The organism is Streptomyces sp. GL_140 (assembly GCF_057834465.1).
This window is the reverse complement of the sequence record NZ_CM174404.1, coordinates 7121944-7140878: the sequence shown is the minus strand read 5'-3', so window position 1 is coordinate 7140878 and position 18935 is coordinate 7121944. Positions and strand designations below refer to the sequence as shown.

General features: G+C 72.3%; 18 protein-coding genes. 4 read left to right on the top strand and 14 right to left on the bottom strand.

Annotation, left to right across the window (positions count from 1 at the left end; translation table 11 throughout):
- Nucleotide 1: 1 nt before the first annotated feature.
- The 10 genes from hpnE to AC3IYJ_RS33185 form a co-directional block, all read right to left on the bottom strand.
- Nucleotides 2-1375, bottom strand: a complete 1374-nt coding sequence (hpnE, locus tag AC3IYJ_RS33230) for a hydroxysqualene dehydroxylase HpnE (RefSeq protein ID WP_489398195.1) — start codon at nt 1373-1375, stop codon at nt 2-4.
- A 100-nt stretch (nt 1376-1475) separates the two neighbouring features.
- The gene (gene hpnD / locus AC3IYJ_RS33225; RefSeq protein ID WP_489398194.1) at nt 1476-2444 is read right to left on the bottom strand and encodes a presqualene diphosphate synthase HpnD; all 969 of its coding nucleotides are present in this window, start codon (nt 2442-2444) and stop codon (nt 1476-1478) included.
- Nucleotides 2441-3319, bottom strand: coding sequence for a squalene synthase HpnC (gene hpnC / locus AC3IYJ_RS33220; RefSeq protein ID WP_489403014.1), 879 nt, complete (start codon nt 3317-3319; stop codon nt 2441-2443). The genes hpnD and hpnC overlap by 4 nt, the downstream gene beginning before the upstream one ends.
- 478 nt (nt 3320-3797) lie before the next feature.
- On the bottom strand, nt 3798-4577 hold the full coding sequence (locus AC3IYJ_RS33215; protein WP_489398193.1) for an ABC transporter ATP-binding protein: 780 nt from the start codon (nt 4575-4577) through the stop codon (nt 3798-3800).
- Nucleotides 4570-5499: an ABC transporter permease gene (locus tag AC3IYJ_RS33210; RefSeq protein WP_489398192.1), complete on the bottom strand. Its 930-nt coding sequence runs from the start codon at nt 5497-5499 to the stop codon at nt 4570-4572. Before AC3IYJ_RS33210 ends, AC3IYJ_RS33215 begins: the two co-directional genes overlap by 8 nt.
- Nucleotides 5500-5594: 95 nt before the next feature.
- Nucleotides 5595-6467 (bottom strand): glycosyltransferase family 2 protein, encoded by an 873-nt coding sequence (locus AC3IYJ_RS33205; RefSeq protein ID WP_489403013.1) that lies wholly within the window; start codon nt 6465-6467, stop codon nt 5595-5597.
- Nucleotides 6468-6475: 8 nt separating this feature from the next.
- Nucleotides 6476-7255: a CDP-alcohol phosphatidyltransferase family protein gene (locus AC3IYJ_RS33200; protein WP_489398191.1), complete on the bottom strand. Its 780-nt coding sequence runs from the start codon at nt 7253-7255 to the stop codon at nt 6476-6478.
- The gene (locus tag AC3IYJ_RS33195) at nt 7233-8294 is read right to left on the bottom strand and encodes an iron-containing alcohol dehydrogenase family protein (RefSeq protein ID WP_489398190.1); all 1062 of its coding nucleotides are present in this window, start codon (nt 8292-8294) and stop codon (nt 7233-7235) included. The genes AC3IYJ_RS33200 and AC3IYJ_RS33195 overlap by 23 nt, the downstream gene beginning before the upstream one ends.
- A complete protein-coding gene (locus AC3IYJ_RS33190) occupies nt 8282-9034 on the bottom strand; it encodes a phosphocholine cytidylyltransferase family protein (RefSeq protein WP_489398189.1) in 753 nt (250 codons plus the stop codon). Before AC3IYJ_RS33190 ends, AC3IYJ_RS33195 begins: the two co-directional genes overlap by 13 nt.
- The gene (locus AC3IYJ_RS33185; RefSeq protein ID WP_489403012.1) at nt 9031-10848 is read right to left on the bottom strand and encodes a DUF5941 domain-containing protein; all 1818 of its coding nucleotides are present in this window, start codon (nt 10846-10848) and stop codon (nt 9031-9033) included. Before AC3IYJ_RS33185 ends, AC3IYJ_RS33190 begins: the two co-directional genes overlap by 4 nt.
- Before the next feature lie 519 nt (nt 10849-11367).
- Here AC3IYJ_RS33185 and AC3IYJ_RS33180 point away from each other — a divergent pair.
- Both AC3IYJ_RS33180 and idi read left to right on the top strand, forming a co-directional pair.
- Nucleotides 11368-12606, top strand: a complete 1239-nt coding sequence (locus tag AC3IYJ_RS33180; protein WP_489403011.1) for a bifunctional class I SAM-dependent methyltransferase/N-acetyltransferase — start codon at nt 11368-11370, stop codon at nt 12604-12606.
- Nucleotides 12607-12770: 164 nt separating this feature from the next.
- Nucleotides 12771-13370, top strand: coding sequence for an isopentenyl-diphosphate Delta-isomerase (gene idi, locus AC3IYJ_RS33175; RefSeq protein ID WP_489398188.1), 600 nt, complete (start codon nt 12771-12773; stop codon nt 13368-13370).
- A gap of 87 nt (nt 13371-13457) precedes the next feature.
- Here the strand turns inward: idi and AC3IYJ_RS33170 are convergent, their stop codons facing one another.
- On the bottom strand, nt 13458-13982 hold the full coding sequence (locus AC3IYJ_RS33170) for an ATP-binding protein (protein WP_489403010.1): 525 nt from the start codon (nt 13980-13982) through the stop codon (nt 13458-13460).
- A 130-nt stretch (nt 13983-14112) separates the two neighbouring features.
- The gene (locus AC3IYJ_RS33165) at nt 14113-14754 is read right to left on the bottom strand and encodes an HdeD family acid-resistance protein (protein ID WP_489403009.1); all 642 of its coding nucleotides are present in this window, start codon (nt 14752-14754) and stop codon (nt 14113-14115) included.
- 180 nt (nt 14755-14934) lie between these two features.
- Between AC3IYJ_RS33165 and AC3IYJ_RS33160 the strand changes: the two genes are divergently transcribed.
- Entirely contained in the window at nt 14935-15744 is an 810-nt protein-coding gene (locus AC3IYJ_RS33160) for an enoyl-CoA hydratase/isomerase family protein (protein ID WP_489398187.1), read from the top strand.
- Here AC3IYJ_RS33160 and AC3IYJ_RS33155 read toward each other — a convergent pair.
- Entirely contained in the window at nt 15719-16357 is a 639-nt protein-coding gene (locus AC3IYJ_RS33155; RefSeq protein ID WP_489398186.1) for a DJ-1/PfpI family protein, read from the bottom strand. The genes AC3IYJ_RS33160 and AC3IYJ_RS33155 overlap by 26 nt on opposite strands.
- Nucleotides 16358-16481: 124 nt before the next feature.
- Complete coding sequence (locus AC3IYJ_RS33150) at nt 16482-17444, bottom strand: GlxA family transcriptional regulator (protein WP_489398185.1); 963 nt, start codon at nt 17442-17444, stop codon at nt 16482-16484.
- Nucleotides 17445-17612: 168 nt separating this feature from the next.
- Between AC3IYJ_RS33150 and AC3IYJ_RS33145 the strand changes: the two genes are divergently transcribed.
- Nucleotides 17613-18884, top strand: a complete 1272-nt coding sequence (locus tag AC3IYJ_RS33145) for an SLC13 family permease (RefSeq protein ID WP_489403008.1) — start codon at nt 17613-17615, stop codon at nt 18882-18884.
- Nucleotides 18885-18935: the final 51 nt, after the last annotated feature.

Genomic DNA, 18935 nt, shown 5'->3' with positions numbered 1-18935 from the left:
GTCATGCCGCCTCCTGCAGGGGGTGTTCGCGGTGGCGGCCCAGCGTGGCGAGTGCGGCCTGGGCCGCGCTCAGTCCGCTGCGGACGGCGCTCTCCATGGTCGCGGGCCAACCGGTCGCGGTCCACGCACCTGCGAGGTAGAGCCCCGGCGTGTCGGTCCGCGGGCCGGGCCGCAGCCGCCCGACGCCGGGGGTGGGGGCGAAGGTGGCGGTGCGCTCCCGGGTGACGAAGAAGTCCCGTACCTTGGCGCCGCGCGCCGCCGGCAGCAGCCGTTCCAGCTCGGGCAGGTACTTGGCGCGCAGCACGGAGACGGGCTCGTCGATGTCCTCGTGGGCCACCGACTGGGACAGGGCCAGGTACTGGCCGCCGTCGGGGAGTCCGGAGGACTCGGTGCGGTCGAAGACCCACTGGACCGGGGAGCCGAGGGCCGCGAAGAACGGCTGCTTGACCACCTTTCGGTCGTAGACGACGTGGACGTTGAGGATCGGCGCGGTGCCGATGTCGAGGAGCTTGTCGGGGTCGGCGAGCGCGCCGGCCGGGAGCAGCCCGTGCGCCTCGCGCTGCGGGACGGCGAGGACCACGGCGTCGGCGTCCAGGGACTCGCCCTCGGTGTCGACCAGCCAACCGCCGTCTTCGGTACGGGAGATGGCGGTGACCCGGGTGCGCAGCTCGGTCCGCACCCCGGCCGCGTCGAGGGCGCGGCGGGCGAGGACGTCGTGGAGGTCGCCGAGCGGTACGCGGGCCCAGCCGATGTCGGCCGCGCCGTTCTGCGAGAGCAGCCCGGTCTTGAAGACCATGGCGGCCAGGCCCAGCGAGGACTGTTCGGCGGTGGCGTTGAGGGTGGCGATGCCGACGAGGTCCCACAGGGCCTCGATGGTGCGCGGGGACTGGCCGTAGCGGCCGAGCCAGGTCGCGAAGTCCAGGCCGTCGAGCGCCGGGTCGGCGGGGTCGAGGCGGCGCAGGGCGAGGGCCGCGCGCCCGACGCTCGCCCGTTCGGCGAGCGAGAGGTGCGGGTAGCGGGCGAGGGAGCCTGCCAGGTGCAGGGGCACGGGCAGGGCGCTGCGGCGCAGCCGGCCCAGGCGGGGGCCGCCGGGGTGCGCCACGTCGAGCACGGGTACGTCGAGCCGGTCCTGGAGGGGGGCCAGGTCCGCGCCTTCGATGCGGTCGAGGAACCACCGGTAGGCGGTGCAGCAGCGCAGGTAGACGTGCTGGCCATTGTCGACGGTGAGGTCGCCGCGCTTGAAGGAGAAGGCGAGGCCGCCGAGCCGGGGCCGGCCTTCCAGCAGGGTGACGCGCAGGCCCGCGTCGGCGAGCTCCAGCGCGGCGGTGACCCCGGCGAGCCCGCCGCCGACCACGACGGCGTGGTTCGCTGTCATACGTCCTCCTCTGTCACTGCGACAGACGCGGCCGGGGCGCGGCGGGTTGCCCCGGCCCGCTCCGCGGGCGCGTCCGGCCGGACAAGCACGGAGGGCGCCATCAGAGCCGCCTCCGGTTGCTCTGGCGCGAGATGGTCCGCGCGTCGAGCCCGGAGAGCCCGCGGACGGCCACGTACGCCTTCTCGTGCGGCGGCAGCGAGACCCGGCCCCGGAGCACGGCCTCGGGCTCGCGCTCGATGCGGTCGAGCAGGCGCCGGTAGATCCCGGCCATCGCGGCGACGCAGGCGCCGCTGCGCCGGTCGAGCAGGGGGAGCAGCCGGTAGCCCTCGACGAACAGGGCTCGGGCGCGCCGGACTTCGTGGTGGACGAGCCCTACGAAGTCCGCGCCGGCGGGCATCCGCTCGCTGTGGAAGCCGTCGGAGCAGCCGAACTTGGCGAGGTCCTCGGCGGGCAGGTAGGTGCGCCCGTTGCCCGCGTCCTCGGACACGTCCCGGAGGATGTTGGTGAGTTGCAGCGCGAGGCCGAGGGTGTCGGCGTATTCGCCGGCCCGGGCCGCGTCGGGCGCGCCGGGGGTGGTGCCGAACACGCCGAGCGAGAGCCGGCCGATGGCTCCGGCCACGCAGCGGCAGTAGACCTTGAGGTCGTCCCAGGTCTCGTAGGTCTCGCCGCGCACGTCCATGAGGACGCCGTCGATGAGTTCGTCGAGCCCTTCCAGGGGGATGGGGAAGCGGCGCGAGGCGTGGGCGAGGGCGACGGCGACCGGGTCGGTGTCGTCCTCGTCGATCTTCTCTTCGCGGATCCGGCCGAGCAGGGCGCGGGTCTCCTCCAGCCGGGCCAGTTTGACCTCGGGTGCGAGCGTGCCGTCGCCGATGTCGTCGACCCGCCGGGAGAAGGCGTAGAGCGCCGACATCGCCTGCCGTTTGTCGGCGGGCAGCAGCCGGATGCCGTAGGCGAAGTTGCGCGCCTGCGAGCCGGTGACGGTCTCGCAGTAGCTGTAGGCCGCCAGCACGGGCGCGGACGGCGCGCCGGGTGCGGACGCGTGTGTGGGGCCCTCCACGGTCGGGCTCACCCCTTTCTCGGCGCTGTGCGCAGGACGGCGGCCACCTCGCGGAGCAGGCCGCTCTTGGTGGGCTTGGGCGGGCCGGGGAGTACGTCGAAGCCGGCGTCGGTGACGGCTCGCAGGGCGGCGCGCCCTCCTCCCACGAAGCCGGCGAGCAGCAGCCGGAGCCTTCCGTGGACGCTGCCCACGAGCGGTGTGCCCTCGTTCAGGAGGTCCCGCGCGCGCTCGGTTTCGAAGGCGACGAGCGCGCGTACGGATGCTCCGGCGCTGGGGGCTCCCAGGTCGGATTCGGCCACGCGGAAACGGCGCATGTCCTCACCCGGGAGGTAGATGCGGTCGCGGGCGAGGTCCTCGGCCACGTCCTGGAGGTGTTCGGCAATCTGCAGGGCGGTGCAGACGGCATCGGAGCGGCGGATCCGCTCGGGGGTGCTGGTGCCGGTGAGGCCGAGGACGAGGCGGCCGACCGGGTTGGCGGAGAGCTCGCAGTAGCGGACCAGGTCGCCGTACGTCTCGTAGCGCGCGACCCGCTGGTCCTGCCGGTTGGCTTCGATGAGCCCGAGGAACGGCTCGGGGGTGAGCCCGTGGTCCCGTACGACGGGTTGCAGGGCCAGCATCAGGGGGTGGCGCGGGGGGCCGTCGGCGGGGCCGAAGACCCGTTTCAGGTCGGCCTCGAAGGCGTCGAGCATGGCGAGCCGGTCGTCCACGGCGGCGGGATCCAGGCCGAGCAGCACGGCGTCGCGGCCGCCCGGGGCGAGGTCGCCGTCGCCGATGTCGTCGACCAGGCGGGCGTACCCGTAGACCGCCATCAGGCCCCGGCGCCAGGCGCGGGGAAGGAAGGCGGGGGCGACGGGGAAGTTCTCGGTGCGGGCCTTGTCGAGGGTCAGGCCCGTGTGGGCGTCGGGGCCGCCGGTGAGGACGGAGGTGCCCGCGGTGCCCCGGGTCGGGGCAGCGGTGACCGGGGTCCGGGTGCCGGGGACGCCGGAGGTGCCGGGGGCCGCGTGCGGCTCGGGGCTGATGCCGTGCTCCGGGATCACCGCCCGCCGCCCGTGGCGGGGACGGCCGTCGTGCCTGGGGGCCGGAGAATTCCCGTAGCCATTGCCGTCATATCTCCCGTTCTACACTGCCAACCCAATACATCCTATTTCGGACACGCCGCCGGACTTTCCCCGGAGTGCCTCAGGCTATTCACCTGTGGGGAATCGTCCCCTCTTGCCCGCGATTGAGGACTGGGCCAGCTTACGCTGTACAACGCCGCGACGGCTCGACGGGTATTCGCTCGCCACCTGATGTCGCCGGAATAAACGCCACGGCATGCCACGGCCCCCGCCGCGCGAAGCGGTGGGGGCCGGTGGCCGCGATCCGTCAGCTGGTCGCCTTCTCGTATGCCGCGACGACTTCCTCGGTGGGACCGTCCATCAGGAGTTCGCCCCGCTCCAGCCACAGCACCCGGTCACAGGTGTCGCGGATGGACTTGTTGTTGTGACTCACAAGGAAAACGGTTCCGGCGGTCTTGCGCAGTTCGCGGATGCGTTCCTCGGAACGCACCTGGAACTTCCGGTCACCGGTGGCCAGCGCCTCGTCGATCATCAGAACGTCGTGGTCCTTCGCGGCCGCGATGGAGAAACGCAGGCGCGCGGCCATACCGGAGGAGTAGGTGCGCATCGGCAGGGAAATGAAGTCCCCCTTCTCGTTGATGCCCGAGAAGTCGACGATGCTCTGGTAACGCTCCCGGATCTGCTCGCGACTCATACCCATCGCGAGACCGCCGAGGACGACGTTGCGCTCGCCGGTGAGGTCGTTCATCAGCGCGGCATTGACGCCCAGCAGCGAGGGCTGGCCGTCGGTGTAGACCTTGCCGGCCTCGCAGGGCAGCAGCCCGGCGATGGCGCGCAGCAGCGTCGACTTGCCCGAGCCGTTGGATCCGATGATCCCGATGGCCTCGCCCTGGTAGGCGGTGAAGGAGACTCCGCGCACGGCGTGGACGCGGCGGACGCCCGGCGAGTCCCCCTTGCGGCGTCGGACTATCTTGCTGAGCGCCGCCGTGGCGCTGCCCTTGCCGGAGCTGCCGGTGTTGACCCGGTAGACGATGTGCACGTCGTCGGCGATGACGGTGGGGACGTGCCCCCGGTTGCTCTCAGCCACGGCCGTAACGCTCCTCAGCCTTCCAGAAGTACACGAAGCCGCCGAAGCCGATCACGACGGCCCAGCCGACGGCGAAGGCCCAGACGTGCGGCGGCAGGTTCCCCTGGCCGTACCCGTCGATGAGCGCGAAGCGGATCAGGTCCATGTAGATCGCCGCCGGGTTCCACTGAAGGACCTCGGCGATCCATTCGGGCTTGCCCTTGAGCATCGTGCCGATCGAGAACATGACGCCGGACGCGTACATCCACGTACGCGTGACGAACGGCATGAGCTGCGCGAGGTCGGGGGTCTTGGAACCCATCCGCGCGAAGATCAGGGCGAGGCCGGTGTTGAAGCCGAACTGGAGCGCCAGCGCCGGGATCACCAGCAGCCACGACAGCTGCGGCATGTTGCCGAAGCTCATCACGACGACGAAGACGACGATCATCGAGAACAGCAGCTGCTGGAGCTGCTGGAGCGAGAAGGAGATCGGCAGGGAGGCCCGCGGGAAGTGCAGGGCGCGGACCAGGCCGATGTTCGCCGGGATGGCCCGGACCCCCGCCATGAGCGAGCTCTGGCTGAAGGTGAAGACGAAGACGCCGATCACCAGGAAGGGGATGTAGTCGTTCTTGTGGATGCCCTTGCCGGCGTTCAGGATCAGGCCGAAGATCAAGTAGTAGACCAGGGCGTTCAGCAGTGGGGTCGCCACCTGCCAGATCTGGCCGAGCTTCGCCTCGCTGTACTGGGCGACCAGCTTCGCCCTGGAGAACGCCAGGATGAAGTGGCGCCGGTCCACCAGCTCCCTGATGTACTGCGGCAGCGTGGGTCGGGCCCCGCTCACGGTCAGCCCGTACTTCCTGGCGAGCTCCGCGGGGCTCAGCCCGGCGTCTGCGGACGGCGGCTTGCTCGTGGCGAGGGCGCCATCCTGAGTTGTGTCACTCACAAGATGAAACTTTCCGTCTTCATGATGCGGCAGAAGGTGGCATCGGGCCTGAGGCGATGGGTCGCGATCGCGCCATGTTCTCAGACGCGGGGGGATCAGATGACAGGCGGTCGGCCCAGCCGGGTCAGCCGCCAGACCGTACGCCATCTCATGGGGCGCCGGGGTCCGCAGGGAGTGGTCCACCCCTCCTTGAACCCGCCGAACCAGGCCTTGAGCGCCGGCGCCGAAGGCCTGCGCAGGAGCGTCAGGAGGAGCCAGACGCCCACGTAGACCGGGACCAGCGGGGCGGGAAGGTTGCGGCGGGCGAGCCACACCCGGTTGCGGGCCACCATACGGTGGTAGACCGCGTGCCGGGAGGGGGCCGTCGTGGGGTGCAGCAGCACCATGTCCGCGCGGTAGTCGATCTGCCAGCCGGCGTCGAGCGCCCGCCAGGCCAGGTCGGTCTCCTCGTGCGCGTAGAAGAACTCTCCCGGCAGGCCCCCGACCTGCTCGAACACCTTCGTGCGGACGGCATTGGCGCCGCCCAGGAAGGTGGTCACGCGCGAGGAGCGCATCGGGTCGGCGGCACGCAGCCGGGGCACGTGCCGGCGCTGGGTCTCGCCGGTGTCCGGATCCGCGATCCGGAAGCTGACGATCCCGAGCTCCGGGTCCTCCGTGAAGGCCTGCCGGCACAGCTCGGCGGTGTCGGTGCGCTCCAGCAGCCCGTCGTCGTCGAGGAAGAGCAGGGCGTCCACCTCGCGACCGCCGGGCCCGAAGGCCTCGATGCCCACGTTGCGGCCGCCCGGGATGCCCAGGTTCTCGGGCAGCTCGACGGCGCGCACGCCCTCGGGCAGCCCGGTGAGCTTGACGCCCTGGCCCACGACGGCCACCTCGACCGGGGGCCCGTCCTGGCGGGCCACCGAGTCGAGGAGCGCCTTGAGCTCGTCGGGCCGGTTGCCCATGGTGATGATGACGGCGCCCAGCCGCATCGGCGTCGTCACTTGAGCCTGCTGGAGGCCATGATCGACACCAGGTGCAGCACGGTCTGGAGCAGCGCGATGCCCGCCAGCACGGCGACGCCCAGTCGCGAGAAGTACAGGTCGCCGCGGACCTGGTCCAGGACGGCCAGGAGCACGATGAGCATCGACGCCTCGATGCCGAGGACGAGGCGGTGGAACTTGAGCGCGGCGGCGGCCCGGCGGGCGAGCGCCATGCCGGAGGAGCGCGGCTCGGCGGCCGACTCCTGGACCGGGGGCTTGCCGGTCTGGTGGCGGGCGACGCCGACCAGGTCGGTCTCGGCCTTGATCAGGATCGCGCCGAGCGCGGCCAGGGTGCCGAGGAAGGCCCACAGCCAGTCGATCCGCCCGGTGCCCCACAGGTCGCTGGCGCGCAGGCCGAAGCCGACCAGGACCGCGGCGTCGCACAGGTAGGCGCCGACCCGGTCCATGTACACGCCGGAGAGCGAGTACTGCTTCTTCCAGCGGGCCACTTCGCCGTCGACGCAGTCGAGCAGCAGGTAGAGCTGGACCATGACCAGGCCGAGCACGGCGCCCCAGACGCCGGGCACCAGCAGGGCCGGCGCGGCGAGGACACCGGCGAGGGTCATCAGGTAGGTCAGCTGGTTGGGCGTGACCTTGGTGCCCACCATGACCCGGGTGATGCGCAGGGAGATCTCGCGCATGTAGAGGCGTCCGCCCCAGTGCTCGCCACTGCGCCGGTCCTTGACGCCCGGCGGGTGAACGACGGGCCGGAGTTCAGCTACGGATGGTCTGGGCATAGTCGGCGTATGCGTCCCTGATCTCGGCTGCGGACAGGTTGAGGTGCTCCAGGATCGTGAAGCGTCCCGGACGGGTCTGGGGTGCGTACTCCACGGCCGTGACGAACTCGTCGACGCTGAACCCGATCTCCTCGGGCCGCACGGGCAGGCCGTGGCGCCGCAGCACCTCGACGAAGAGCCCGGACTGCTGGGCGGCTCCCCGCAGGTGCATCGCGAAGGCCGCTCCGATGCCGACCTGCTCGCCGTGGAGCGCGGAGCGCCCCGGGTAGAGCAGGTCGAAGGCGTGGCTGATCTCGTGGCAGGCGCCGGACGACGGGCGGGTGTCCCCGCTGATCGCCATCGCGATGCCGGAGAGCACGAGCGCCTCGGAGAGCACGGTGAGGAACTCGTCGTCGCCGCATCCGCCGGGGTGGCGCAGTACGGACTCGCCCGCGGTACGGGCCATGGCGGCGGCCAGGCCGTCGACGGGCTCGCCGGTGACCTTGTGCGAGAGCTCCCAGTCGGCGATGGCCGAGATGTTGGAGATCGCGTCGCCGACGCCGGCGCGGATGAACCGGACCGGGGCCTCCCGGATGACGTCGAGGTCGACGACCATCGCGATCGGCATGGGGACTCCGTAGGAGCCGCGGCCGTTGTCGTTGTCCAGGATGGACACCGGGGAGCAGATGCCGTCGTGGGAGAGGTTGGTGGCGACGGCCACCATGGGCAGCCCGACCCGCGCCGCGGCGTACTTCGCCACGTCGATGATCTTGCCCCCGCCCAGGCCCACGACGGCGTCGTAGCGGCGGCCCTTTATGTCGTCGGCGAGCTTGACCGCGGAGTCGATGGTCCCGTCGACGACGGCGTACCAGTCGGCGTGCGGCAGCACGGGCTCCAGCTTGGCGCGCAGCACCGCGCCGGAGCCTCCGCTGATCGCGATGGCGAGCTTTCCGGACGCGGAGACGCGCTGGTCGGCCAGGAGGCCGGCCAGATCGTCCATCGCCCCCCGGCTGATGTCGACGACAACAGGCGAGGGGATCAGCCGCGTCAGTACAGGCATGCGATCGTCCGGCCCTTGGCGAGGTCGTCGTGGTTGTCGATCTCGACCCACTTGACGTCGCCGATGGGGGCCACGTCGATCGTGAAGCCGTCGTTGACGAGCTGCTGGTAGCCGTCCTCGTAGTAGAGGTCGGGGTCGCGCTCGAAGGTGGTCTTCAGGGCCTCGGCCAGCGCCTCGGCGGCCTCCGGCTCGATGAGGGTGACGCCGATGTACTCGCCGGTTGCGGTGGCGGGGTCCATCAGCTTGGTGATCCGCTGGACGCCCTTGCCCTCGGCGGTGATGACCTTCATCTCCTCCTCGTCGAGGTGCTTGACCGTGTCGAGGGCGAGGATGATCTTCTGGCCCTGGCCGCGGGCGGCAAGCAGGGTCTTCTCCACGGAGACCGGGTGGACGGTGTCGCCGTTGGCGAGGATCACACCCTGCTTGAGGACGTCACGCGCGCACCACAGGGAGTAGGCGTTGTTCCACTCCTCGGCCTTGTCGTTGTCGATCAGCGTGATCTTGACCCCGTACTTGGCCTCCAGGGCCTCCCGGCGCTCGTACACGGCTTCCTTGCGGTAGCCGACGACGATGGCGACCTCGGTGAGGCCCACCTCGGCGAAGTTGCCGAGGGTCAGGTCGAGGACCGTGAGGCTCTCCTCGTCGCCTTCGGGGCCGACGGGTACGAGGGCCTTGGGCAGGGTGTCGGTGTAGGGACGCAGACGGCGTCCGGCACCGGCAGCGAGGACGAGGCCGATCATGCTGGTTCTCCTTCATCATGTACGGCGGGTGCCCCGGAGGAAACCCAGAAGCGGATGCTCTCCACGAGCACCACGAGTGCCACGAACACGGCCAGGGCCGTGAGCGCGACGGGGAAGTCGGTGGCGCGCGATGCCAGGACCGAGGCCAGGACCGTGGTCAGCAGGACCCGGCCCTCGTGCCCGCCGGTCGTCCGCACCAGCCAGTGCGGGGGCGCGCCGGTGCCACCGCGGATGCGGTACACCGTGTCGTAGTGATGGTAGGCGACCGCCGCGACCAGTCCGAATGCCGCCGGAAGGGCCCCGGGTACGTCCGCCTTCGAGGCGAGGATCAGCACCGTGGTGTATTCGGCCGCCCGGAAGACGGGCGGGACGAGCCAGTCGAGGGCGCCCTTGAGGGGGCGGGCCACGGCCGCGCCGGCGAGGACGGCGTAGAAGACGGCTGCGACGACCACCTGGCGGGCGCCGAACTCGTACGCCCAGGCCGCCCACAGCAGGGCCCCCGAGCCGATCACGGCCGCGGCGATCCCGGCGCCGGGGGCCATCCGGCCCACGACGCGGCTCGCGAGCTCGGCGACGGGACCCGAGTCGGCGAGGTCGGCCAGCGCCTGGGCGGCCCGGTCGGTCCGCCGAGCCTTGCGGGTCAGCGAGCGCAGGACCCGGCCGGCGGTGGTGTAGAGCGCGCCGAAGGCACAGCCGACGAGGAGGGCGTAGAAGACGATCCGGGGGCTGGTCGCGGCGGTCAGCACGGCGATCATGGCCCAGCGCTCACCAATCGGCAGGATGATCATCCGACGGACCCAGACCGTCCAGCCGACGCTGTCGAGCCTGCCGGAGAGGGCCGCGGTGGGGCTCGTATTGGCCGTGGCGTCGTGGTTGGCCTCGTTGAAGGCGAAGTCCACGACGTGGCGGCAGGTCATGAGGATCATGGCGCCGAGGGCCAGGGCCCAGACGTCGTCGCCGTTCCTGGCCGCGCCGAGCGCGAGGCCCGCGTAGAAGGAGTACTCCTTCGCGCGGTCGAAGGTGGCGTCGAGCCAGGCGCCCATCGTCGAGTACTGGAGCGCGTAGCGGGCGACCTGCCCGTCGACGCAGTCCAGTACGAAGGAGACGAGGAGCAGCACACCGGCGGCGACGTAGCCCCCGCGCTCGCCGGTCGCGGCGCAGCCGGCCGCGATCAGGGCGGTGATCAGGGAGGCGGTGGTGATCTGGTTCGGGGTCAGCCCCCGGCGCGCGCACCAGCGGGCGATGTAGCGCGAGTACGGGCTGATGAAGAAGGTGGTGAAGAACCCGTCGCGGGACTTCACGGCGGTGCGCAGCCGGACGGCCTCGCCGTCCACGGCGGCCACTGCCGCGGTCGCCGCGTCGCGCTCGGCGGCGCTCGCGGGGACGGCTGCGACGAGGGTGCCGAGCTCGGGGCGCTGGACGGCGGTGCCGTCGGCCTCGACCTCGGCGGCGAGCCGGTCGGGGTACGGGCCGGCCGTGGGCGGGGTCGGAGTCGAGGTCGGGCTCGGGGTCGGGCTCGCGGCGAGGGCCGCCGCCCGGTCGAGCGCCGCGCGGGCACCCGGCTGGACCGCGAAGGCCCCGGTGACGGCGCAGGCGTCGAACCGCGGATCGGTCAGCGCGAGCCGCAGCGTGTGCGCGTGCCCGACGAACCCGGCGTCCACGAGGGCCACCCGCTGGTCGGCGGGTACGAGGGCCAGCGCGGCAGCGGTGTCCTGCGGGGTGGCCGCGGGCCGGACGTCGAAGCCGAGGGAGCGCAACTCGTCGGCGAGCGGCGATCCGGGGACCGGCAGGCCGGTAAGGATGACGGTCGGCAGACGAACTCACTCCTTGCGCGAACACACGAAACGGGACGTGCGCCAGGACGCACCAGGTGGGGCGGCCGCACGTCGGCAGAGGCTATCGGATGAACGGAAGCAGGGGTTCACCGCCTGTTTACGCCCCGATAAGCCGAATATCCCGGGGCCACGGGCCCCGGCCTGATCATCATTGACGAGAACTCCGGGGGACTCAAACCGTCCGGGTGTTAGCCTGATCGCAGACGTATGCGAATCCCGCAAATGCGTCCATCCGTGCAATATGCGCCCCATGTGGGACAACGAACGAGGAAGAGGTGGGTTGATGACCGTCGTAGAGGTCGCGGCCATGGGCAGCGACGAACTCCGGTGCATCCCCACTTCCTTCCGGGCATCCGGCCGGGCCTGATCACACCGATCGGCTCGTCGGCCGGGGCCCTCGTTCAAGGGTTCACGTTGACCGACAACATCAGCACCACCCCCACCAGCACCACCCACATCGACGACCTCTTCGACGACGACCTCTTCTTCGAGGCGTTCATCGAGCTGCACCGCGGACTGCCCCGGCAGTCCCCCGGCTCCGAGGCGACCACCCGCCACCTGCTGTCCCTGTGCGGACCGCTGCCCGAGCGGCCGCGCGTCCTCGATCTCGGCTGCGGTCCGGGCGCGAGCGCCCTGCTGCTCGCCGCGGAAGCGGGCGAGCGGGGGGCCGACGTCACCGCCGTCGACCTGAACGACGGATTCCTCGACGAGCTCCGCACCGCAGCCGCGGCCCGCGGGCTCGCGGAGCGCGTGCACGCCGTCAAGGCGGACATGGGCGACCTCCCCTATCCGGATGGTTCCTTCGACCTCCTCTGGGCCGAGGGCTCGGCCTACAACATCGGCTTCGCGGGCGCGCTCGCGCGCTGGAAGCGGCTCCTCGCGCCCGGCGGCACCCTCGTGCTGAGCGAATGCGAATGGACCGTCCCGGAGCCCTCCGCCGGGGCCCGCGCCTTCTGGGACCCGCACTACGCGCTGCGCTCCACGGCCCGCAACCTCGCCGCCGTCCAGGCCGCCGGGTACCAGGTGCTCGGCGTCCACCGGCAGCCCGACTCCGACTGGGCCGAGTACTACGGTCCCCTCGGCGAGCGGGTGGCCGCGGCCCCGGAGCCCTCCGGGCCGCAGGCCGCGGCCGCGCTGGCCTTCGTCCGCGGGGAGCTCGGCGTACGGGAGCGGCACGGGCACGAGTACGGGTACACGGCCTACGTCCTGCGCCCGGCCACGGCCGAGGACGACGGTTCCTGGCCCACCCGGCCGGAGACCGCGGCGGACAGGGCCGCCGTGCACGCGCTGAACTCGGCCGCCTTCGGTACCCCCGCCGAGGCGGACCTCGTGGACGCGCTGCGGGCGGACGACTCCTGGCTGCCCGGCCTCTCCTACGTGGCCGAGGGCCCCGACGGGTCGGTCGCGGCGCACGCCCTGCTGACCCGGTGCGAGGTGGACGGGGTCCCCGCGCTCGCGCTCGCTCCGGTGGCCGCCGCCCCCGCGCTCCAGCGCTCGGGCGCCGGCAGCGCGGTCGTACGGGCGCTGCTCGCGGCGGCCGGGGAGCGAGGGGAGTCGCTCGTACTGGTCCTCGGGCATCCCGCGTACTACGCGCGCTTCGGTTTCGCACCGGCTTCGCACTTCGGAATCCGGGCGCCCTTCGAGGTGCCCGACGAGGCGATGATGGCGCTGGTGCTGGACGATTCCGTGCCGGTCCCGGCGGGGACCATCGCGTACCCGGCCCCGTTCGGAATCTGACGCCCGGCCGGATCGGCGCACGGGTCCGAGCCTGATCCGCGCGAATGATCCGGCCCCCGCCGCTTATCACGCGACGGGGGGCGGACATGCGCGGATCGCCGAAGTGGGGACAAACCTCTTTTGTACGGCAGACTGAAGGTCGAAGTCCGAAGCGAAGGATGGGTATGCCGACCACACCAGCCACCGCCGCGAACAGCGCGTCCACCGGCACCGGCGCTCAAGAACCGATCATGCTCGAGCTGGTCGACGAGTCCGGCAACACCATCGGCACGGCGGAGAAGCTCTCCGCCCATCAGGCGCCCGGTCTGTTGCACCGGGCGTTCTCGGTGTTCCTCTTCGACGAGAAGGGCCGTCTGCTGCTCCAGCAGCGCGCCCTCGGGAAGTACCACTCCCCCGGAGTCTGGTCGAACACGTGTTGCGGTCACCCCTACCCCGGGGAGTCGCCGTTCGCGGCGGCGGCCCGTCGGACCCACGAGGAGCTGGGGCTGTCGCCCTCCCTGCTCGCGGAGGCGGGGACCGTGCGCTACAACCATCCGGACCCGGCGTCGGGGCTGGTCGAGCAGGAGTACAACCACCTGTTCGTGGGACTCGCGCAGTCGACCTTGCGGCCGGACCCGGACGAGATCGCGGACACCGCGTACGTGACCGCCGAGGAGCTGGTGGACCGCAACGCCGCGGAGCCGTTCTCGGCCTGGTTCATGACGGTGCTGGACGCGGCCCGGCCGGCGATCCGCGAGCTGACGGGCGACGCGGCGGGCTGGTAGCACCTGACCGACCCCTAGCCTGTGGGCCTGCGGCCTCGGGTCGGCGGCCTCGGCCCCGGGTCGGCGGCCCCGGTTCGCCGGCCCCGTTCAGCTCGCCGGGACCGGCTGTGCGGCGGGTGCCGGGACGGCGGGCCCGGTGAGCGGCAGGGCCGCCCAGATCACCTTGCCGCCCGTCGAGGTGTGCTCGACGTCGCAGACCCCGCCGGCCCCCAGGGTGATCTCCCTGACGAGCAGGAGCCCCCGGCCGCCGGTCTGGCCGAAATCCGCTGCCTCCAGCGCCTTGGGCCGGTACGGGTGGTTGTCCTCGACGGCCACTCGTACCCACTCGCGGCCGATGGCGACTTCGACCGCCACCTCCGGCGAGAGCAGGGCCGCGTGCCGGACCGAGTTCGTCACCAGCTCGGAGATGATCAGCAGCAGGGAGTAGACCAGGTCCTGATCGGCCGGCACCCCCTGACGTCCGAGCAGGTCACGGACCGCCCGGCGAGCCTGCGGAACGGATTCTTCTAGAGCGGGAGCGGTGAATCGCCACACTCCCTCGTACGCGAGGGGGGCGGCCGGAGCCTCCGGCTCACCCCCCCTGACTGGCGGGACGTTCCCGCTGACATCCATCTCCCGGCCCCCGTCTTCACGCTCGATCGTCTCCACAGGTCAAGAGTGGGGACCAGACCGGTCCGGACCGGACCGCTGACCAGAAGTCAGCGTGATTCGGACACTTTCTGACCGTTGGCGTATGACAGAGTCAGTTGTTCGACTGTTCCTGATCTTCCGAACGACGCTTCTCGGCCGCCTCGCGCACCTTGTCCGGCTCGCCTGCATTGGCGACCGCCGCGGTCGCCCCGGCCGTCGCCCCGTCCCTCGTCGCGGGCTCGTCCCCGTCCTTGACCAGACCCAGGATCCGGCGCGCCCCCATGCCCAGCGCGACCAGGCTGAGGCCGTCGAAGAGCAGCGCGAGGGAGAAGAAGGTTCCGATCACGTACAGACTGCTGCCGGGCCAGTTGGAGAGGATCAGGAGGCCCAGCAAGATCCCGAAGGCGCCCTGGACCAGGGTCAGCCCGAAGTGCGCGCCGCGCACCACGAGGGCGCCGGCCAGCCGGAAGACACCTCCGGTGAGGAACAGCAGCGCGGCGAACATCGTCAGCGCCTCGGCGCTCGCCTCCGGGCGGCGCAGGATCACGAAACCGGCCGCCATGTTGATGGCGGCAACGATGACGGCGAGCCAGAAGTAGTTGCTCTTGCGCGACTGGAAGGCCTGGAGCAGCCCCACCACTCCACCGGCGAGCAGCAGCCAGCCGAAGAGGAACATGGTGGTCAGGGTGGCGACGCCGGTGTAGACGAGGCCCACCAGCCCGGCCAGCACCAACAGCACCCCGAGCAGGGCCATCACTCCGAAGCTGCGGCTGACCTGCTTCTTGTCGGCCTTCTTGCCGGCCTGGTTCTCCCGGGGGCCACCGGTACGGTCTGCGCCCATGGACATGCCACCTCCTCGCACCCCCGAACGGACTCCCCTGCTACCCCGGACCTCTTGATCATAGGTTTGACCGTCCGGGATAGCATCCGGCGCATGGACGCAGCCCCGGGCGCAGCCCTCCTCTCCTCGGTCTCCGACGGTGTCGCCACGGTCGTGATCTCCCACCCCGCCAAGCGCAACGCCATGACGGCGGCGATGTGGAGCGGGCTGCCGGAGCTGCTGGCCGGGCTGGCGGCCGACCCGGCCGTACGGGTACTGGTCCTGACCGGAGCCGGTGAGACCTTCTGCGCGGGGGCGGACATCTCCTCGCTGACCGGGGACGACGATCCGCAGGCCCTGGCCGTCGCGGCGGAGGAGGCCCTGGCCGCCTTCCCCAAGCCCACGCTCGCCGCGATCCGCGGCTTCTGCGTGGGCGGCGGCAGCCAGCTGGCTGCCGCGTGCGATCTGCGCTTCGCGGAGGAGGGCGCCTCCTTCGGAGTGACCCCCGCGAAGCTGGGCATCGTGTACCCGGCCTCCTCGACCCGGCGGCTGGCGGCGCTGGTGGGACCGGCTGCCGCCAAGTACCTGCTCTTCTCGGCGGAGTTGATCGACGCCGACCGGGCGCTGCGCACCGGCTTCCTGGACGAGCTGCTCCCGGCCGGCGAACTGGCCAAGCGGGTGGCGGAGTTCGCCCGGATCCTGACCACCCGCTCGCAGCTCACCCAGGCTGCGGCGAAGGAGTTCGCGGACGGTCGCACGGACCGGGACGCGCACTGGGCGGAGCAGGCCGCGCGGAGCGGCGAGATGGCGGAGGGCGTCGCCGCCTTCCTCGGGCGGCGCGCGCCCTCCTTCACCTGGAGCGCGGAGCCGACGTCGGCTCCTGCTACGGCTCCGACCTCTACCGGGACCCCGTCGGCGGAGTGAACGCGCGGAGCCTCGCGACGAGTTCGGCCGGAGCCTTGTCCGGGGAACCGGCGTCGTAGGGCGGCTGCGGGTCGTACTCGGTCATCAGCTGCACGGTCTGCGCCACCTCGTCCCCGGCGATGCGGCCGAGGAGCGTGAGCCCCATGTCGATCCCGGACGAGACCCCCGCGGCCGTCACGTACTTCCCGTCGAAGACCACCCGTTCGCCGGTGGACTCCACGCCGAAGGGCGCCAGCTTGTCCAGGTACAGCCAGTGGCTGGTCGCCCGCCGCCCGTCGAGCAGGCCCGCGGCGGCGAGCAGCAGCGAGCCGGTGCACACGGACGTGGTCCAGGTGGTGGTGGCGTCGACGGCCCGCAGCCAGTCGAGGACGGCGGGGTTCTTCATCTCCAGCTCGGGGTGCGGACCGCCGGGCACGACGACGATGTCCGGCCGCGTCACCTCTCCCAGCCCCTTGTCGGCGACGAGGGCGAGGCTCCCGTTGTCGGTGCGGACGGGACCGGGCCGCTCGGAGACGAAGACGGTCTCGGCGCCCGGCAGGCGGCCGAGGGTGTCGAAGGGGCCGATGGCGTCCAGGGCGGTGAAGCGGTCGTAGAGCAGTACGGCGATCTGCATGGCTCCTCCGGAGCGGTGGTCGGGTGTCGGTGGTCGGGTGTCGGTGGTCGGTTGCCATCCGTCGGTCGCCGGCGCATCGGTCGTCGGGGCGCCGGCCGTCGGGGCGTCGGTCGTCGGGTCCGCCTCAGCGCGGGGCGCCGAACCGTCTGCGGTACTCGGCCGGGGACTGGCCCAGGGTTTTGACGAAGGCCCGCCGGAGGGCCTCCGGGGTGCCGTAGCCGCAGGCCCGGGAGATCTGCGCCACCCCCGCCGCCCCCTCCTCCAGCAAGCGCCGCGCGTGCTCGACCCGCACCCGCTCCACGTACCGCCCCGGCGTGACCCCCGTCTCCGCCTGGAAGGCCCGCGCGAAGTGCCGGGGCGACAGCGCGGCCCGTTCCGCCAGCGCCTCCACGGTCAGGTCCTCCCCCGGGTGCTCCGTGATCCAGTGCTGCACGTCCCGCAGCGGCTCCCGCCGAGCCGTCTGGGCGGCCAGCTGCGCGCTGAACTGCGCCTGGTTGCCCGGCCTTCGCAGGAAGACCACCAGGTGCCGGGCGACCGACAGCGCCAGTTCCCGCCCGTGGTCCTCCTCCACCAGAGCGAGCGCGAGGTCTATCCCCGCGGTGACCCCGGCCGAGGTGGCCACCGGCCCGTCGCGGACGTAGATCGGGTCCGGTTCGACGGTGACGGCCGGGTAGTCCCGGGCCATCCGCTCGCACACGTACCAGTGCGTCGTCGCGCGCCGCCCGTCCAGCAGGCCGGCCTCGGCCAGCAGCAGCCCGCCCGTGCACACCGACACCAGGCGCTCCGCGTGCCCCCCGTACGCGCGCAGCCAATCGGTGAGCCTCGGCTCGAAGTCCCCCCGGTCCTGTCCGCCCGGCACCAGCGGCGTCATCCCGGCGCCCGGCCGCTCGCGTTCCAGGTCCCCGTCGGGTGCCAGCGTCAGCCCGCTGTTCGTGCGGACCGGCGCGCCGTCCAGGGAGACCGTCCGGATCGCGTACCGCGCCGGTCCCGGGTGGCGCTCGGCGCCGGAGAACACCTCCACCGGCCCCGTGACGTCCAGGCTCTGCACCCCGTCGTAGAGCAGGACGAGCACATTTCGCAACGACATGACCTCATCGTGTGACACCGCACCCGATGGCCGCAATGACGCGCATCCCACCTATCCGGCCATGGTGCGATCCTGTCCTGGTCCCGCCGACGCGCCGCCCCGGTCACCCGAGCCCGAGCCGTGCCGCCGTCCACCGCCCTCCCCGCCCTCCCCGCTCCGGAGCCCCTCCTGAACGCCGTCGCCGCCACCTGCCTGTCCGTCGCCCTGCTCTTCGGCGTACTGGCCTTCGCCGTCGTGCGCCCGCGCGGCCTGCCGGAGGCCGCCGCCGCCGTGCCCGCGGCCGCGCTGCTCGTCGTACTCGGTGTCGTGCCGCCCGCCGATGCCTGGGCGCAGCTGCGCGATCTGCTGCCGGTGGTCGGTTTCCTCGCGGTGATCCTGGCGCTGGCCCAGCTCTGCGCCGACGAGGGGCTGTTCCGGGCCGCGGGCGCCGCCGTGGCCCGGCACGCGGCGGGGCGCGGACCGGTGGCGCTGCTCGGCGGGGTGTTCGGCGTGGCTTCGGTCGTCACGGCCACGCTCAGCCTGGACGCGACGGTGGTGCTGCTGACCCCGGTGGTGCTGGCGACGGCCGCCCGGCTGGGGGCCCGGCCGCGGCCGCACGTCTACGCCACCGCGCACCTCGCGAACTCGGCTTCGCTGCTCCTGCCGGTCTCCAACCTCACCAATCTGCTCGCCTTCGCCGCGAGCGGGCTGTCCTTCACCCGGTTCGCGGCGCTGATGGCCCTGCCGTGGCTGGCGGCGATCGGGGTGGAGTACGCGGTCTTCCGCCGTTATTTCCGGGCCGATCTGGCCGCAGCCCCGGAGCACGTGCCCGAGGCCGGGGAACCCGCGCCGCTGCCCCGGTTCGCGGCGGGCGTGCTCGCGCTGACCCTGGCCGGCTTCGCCCTCGCCTCCTTCGCCGGGGCGAGCCCCGCCTGGGCGGCCCTCGCGGGCGCGCTCGTCCTGGCCGTACGGGCACTGCGGCGCCGGGAGACCACACCGGTGCGGATCCTGGCGTCGGCGGCCCCGGCCTTCTGCCTGTTCGTGCTGGCGCTGGGGGTGGTGGTGCGGGCGGTGGTGGACCACGGGCTCGGGGACGCCCTGGACCGGGTGGTGCCGACGGGGGATTCGCTGCCGGCGCTGCTCGCGGTGGCGGCCGTGGCCGCCGTACTGGCCAACCTGATCAACAACCTGCCCGCGGTGCTGGCGCTCCTGCCGGTGGCGGCGGTGGGTGGTGCGGGGCCGGTGCTGGCGGTGCTGATCGGGGTGAACATCGGGCCGAACCTGACCTATGCCGGATCGCTGGCGACGCTGCTGTGGCGGCGGATCCTGCAGGCGGACTCCGGCGGCGCGGACTCGGTCACGCTCCGGGACTTCACCCGGCTCGGGCTGCTGACCACCGTCCCGGCGCTCGCGGCGGCGGTGGCGGCGCTGTGGGCGGCCCTGCGGCTCCTCGGCACCTGACCGCCTCCGGCCCGGGGCCGGGACCGCTGGGGCGGAGCCGCGGATAGAATC

Coding starts and splice junctions, on each gene's coding strand:
- hpnE (WP_489398195.1), bottom strand. CDS start 1,375: ATGACAGCGAACCACGCCGTCGTGGTCGGCGGCGGGCTCGCCGGGGTC.
- AC3IYJ_RS33150 (WP_489398185.1), bottom strand. CDS start 17,444: ATGTCGTTGCGAAATGTGCTCGTCCTGCTCTACGACGGGGTGCAGAGC.
- idi (WP_489398188.1), top strand. CDS start 12,771: ATGCCGACCACACCAGCCACCGCCGCGAACAGCGCGTCCACCGGCACC.
- AC3IYJ_RS33170 (WP_489403010.1), bottom strand. CDS start 13,982: ATGGATGTCAGCGGGAACGTCCCGCCAGTCAGGGGGGGTGAGCCGGAG.
- AC3IYJ_RS33205 (WP_489403013.1), bottom strand. CDS start 6,467: ATGCGGCTGGGCGCCGTCATCATCACCATGGGCAACCGGCCCGACGAG.
- AC3IYJ_RS33200 (WP_489398191.1), bottom strand. CDS start 7,255: ATGCCCAGACCATCCGTAGCTGAACTCCGGCCCGTCGTTCACCCGCCG.
- AC3IYJ_RS33155 (WP_489398186.1), bottom strand. CDS start 16,357: ATGCAGATCGCCGTACTGCTCTACGACCGCTTCACCGCCCTGGACGCC.
- AC3IYJ_RS33195 (WP_489398190.1), bottom strand. CDS start 8,294: ATGCCTGTACTGACGCGGCTGATCCCCTCGCCTGTTGTCGTCGACATC.
- AC3IYJ_RS33190 (WP_489398189.1), bottom strand. CDS start 9,034: ATGATCGGCCTCGTCCTCGCTGCCGGTGCCGGACGCCGTCTGCGTCCC.
- AC3IYJ_RS33165 (WP_489403009.1), bottom strand. CDS start 14,754: ATGGCCCTGCTCGGGGTGCTGTTGGTGCTGGCCGGGCTGGTGGGCCTC.
- AC3IYJ_RS33160 (WP_489398187.1), top strand. CDS start 14,935: ATGGACGCAGCCCCGGGCGCAGCCCTCCTCTCCTCGGTCTCCGACGGT.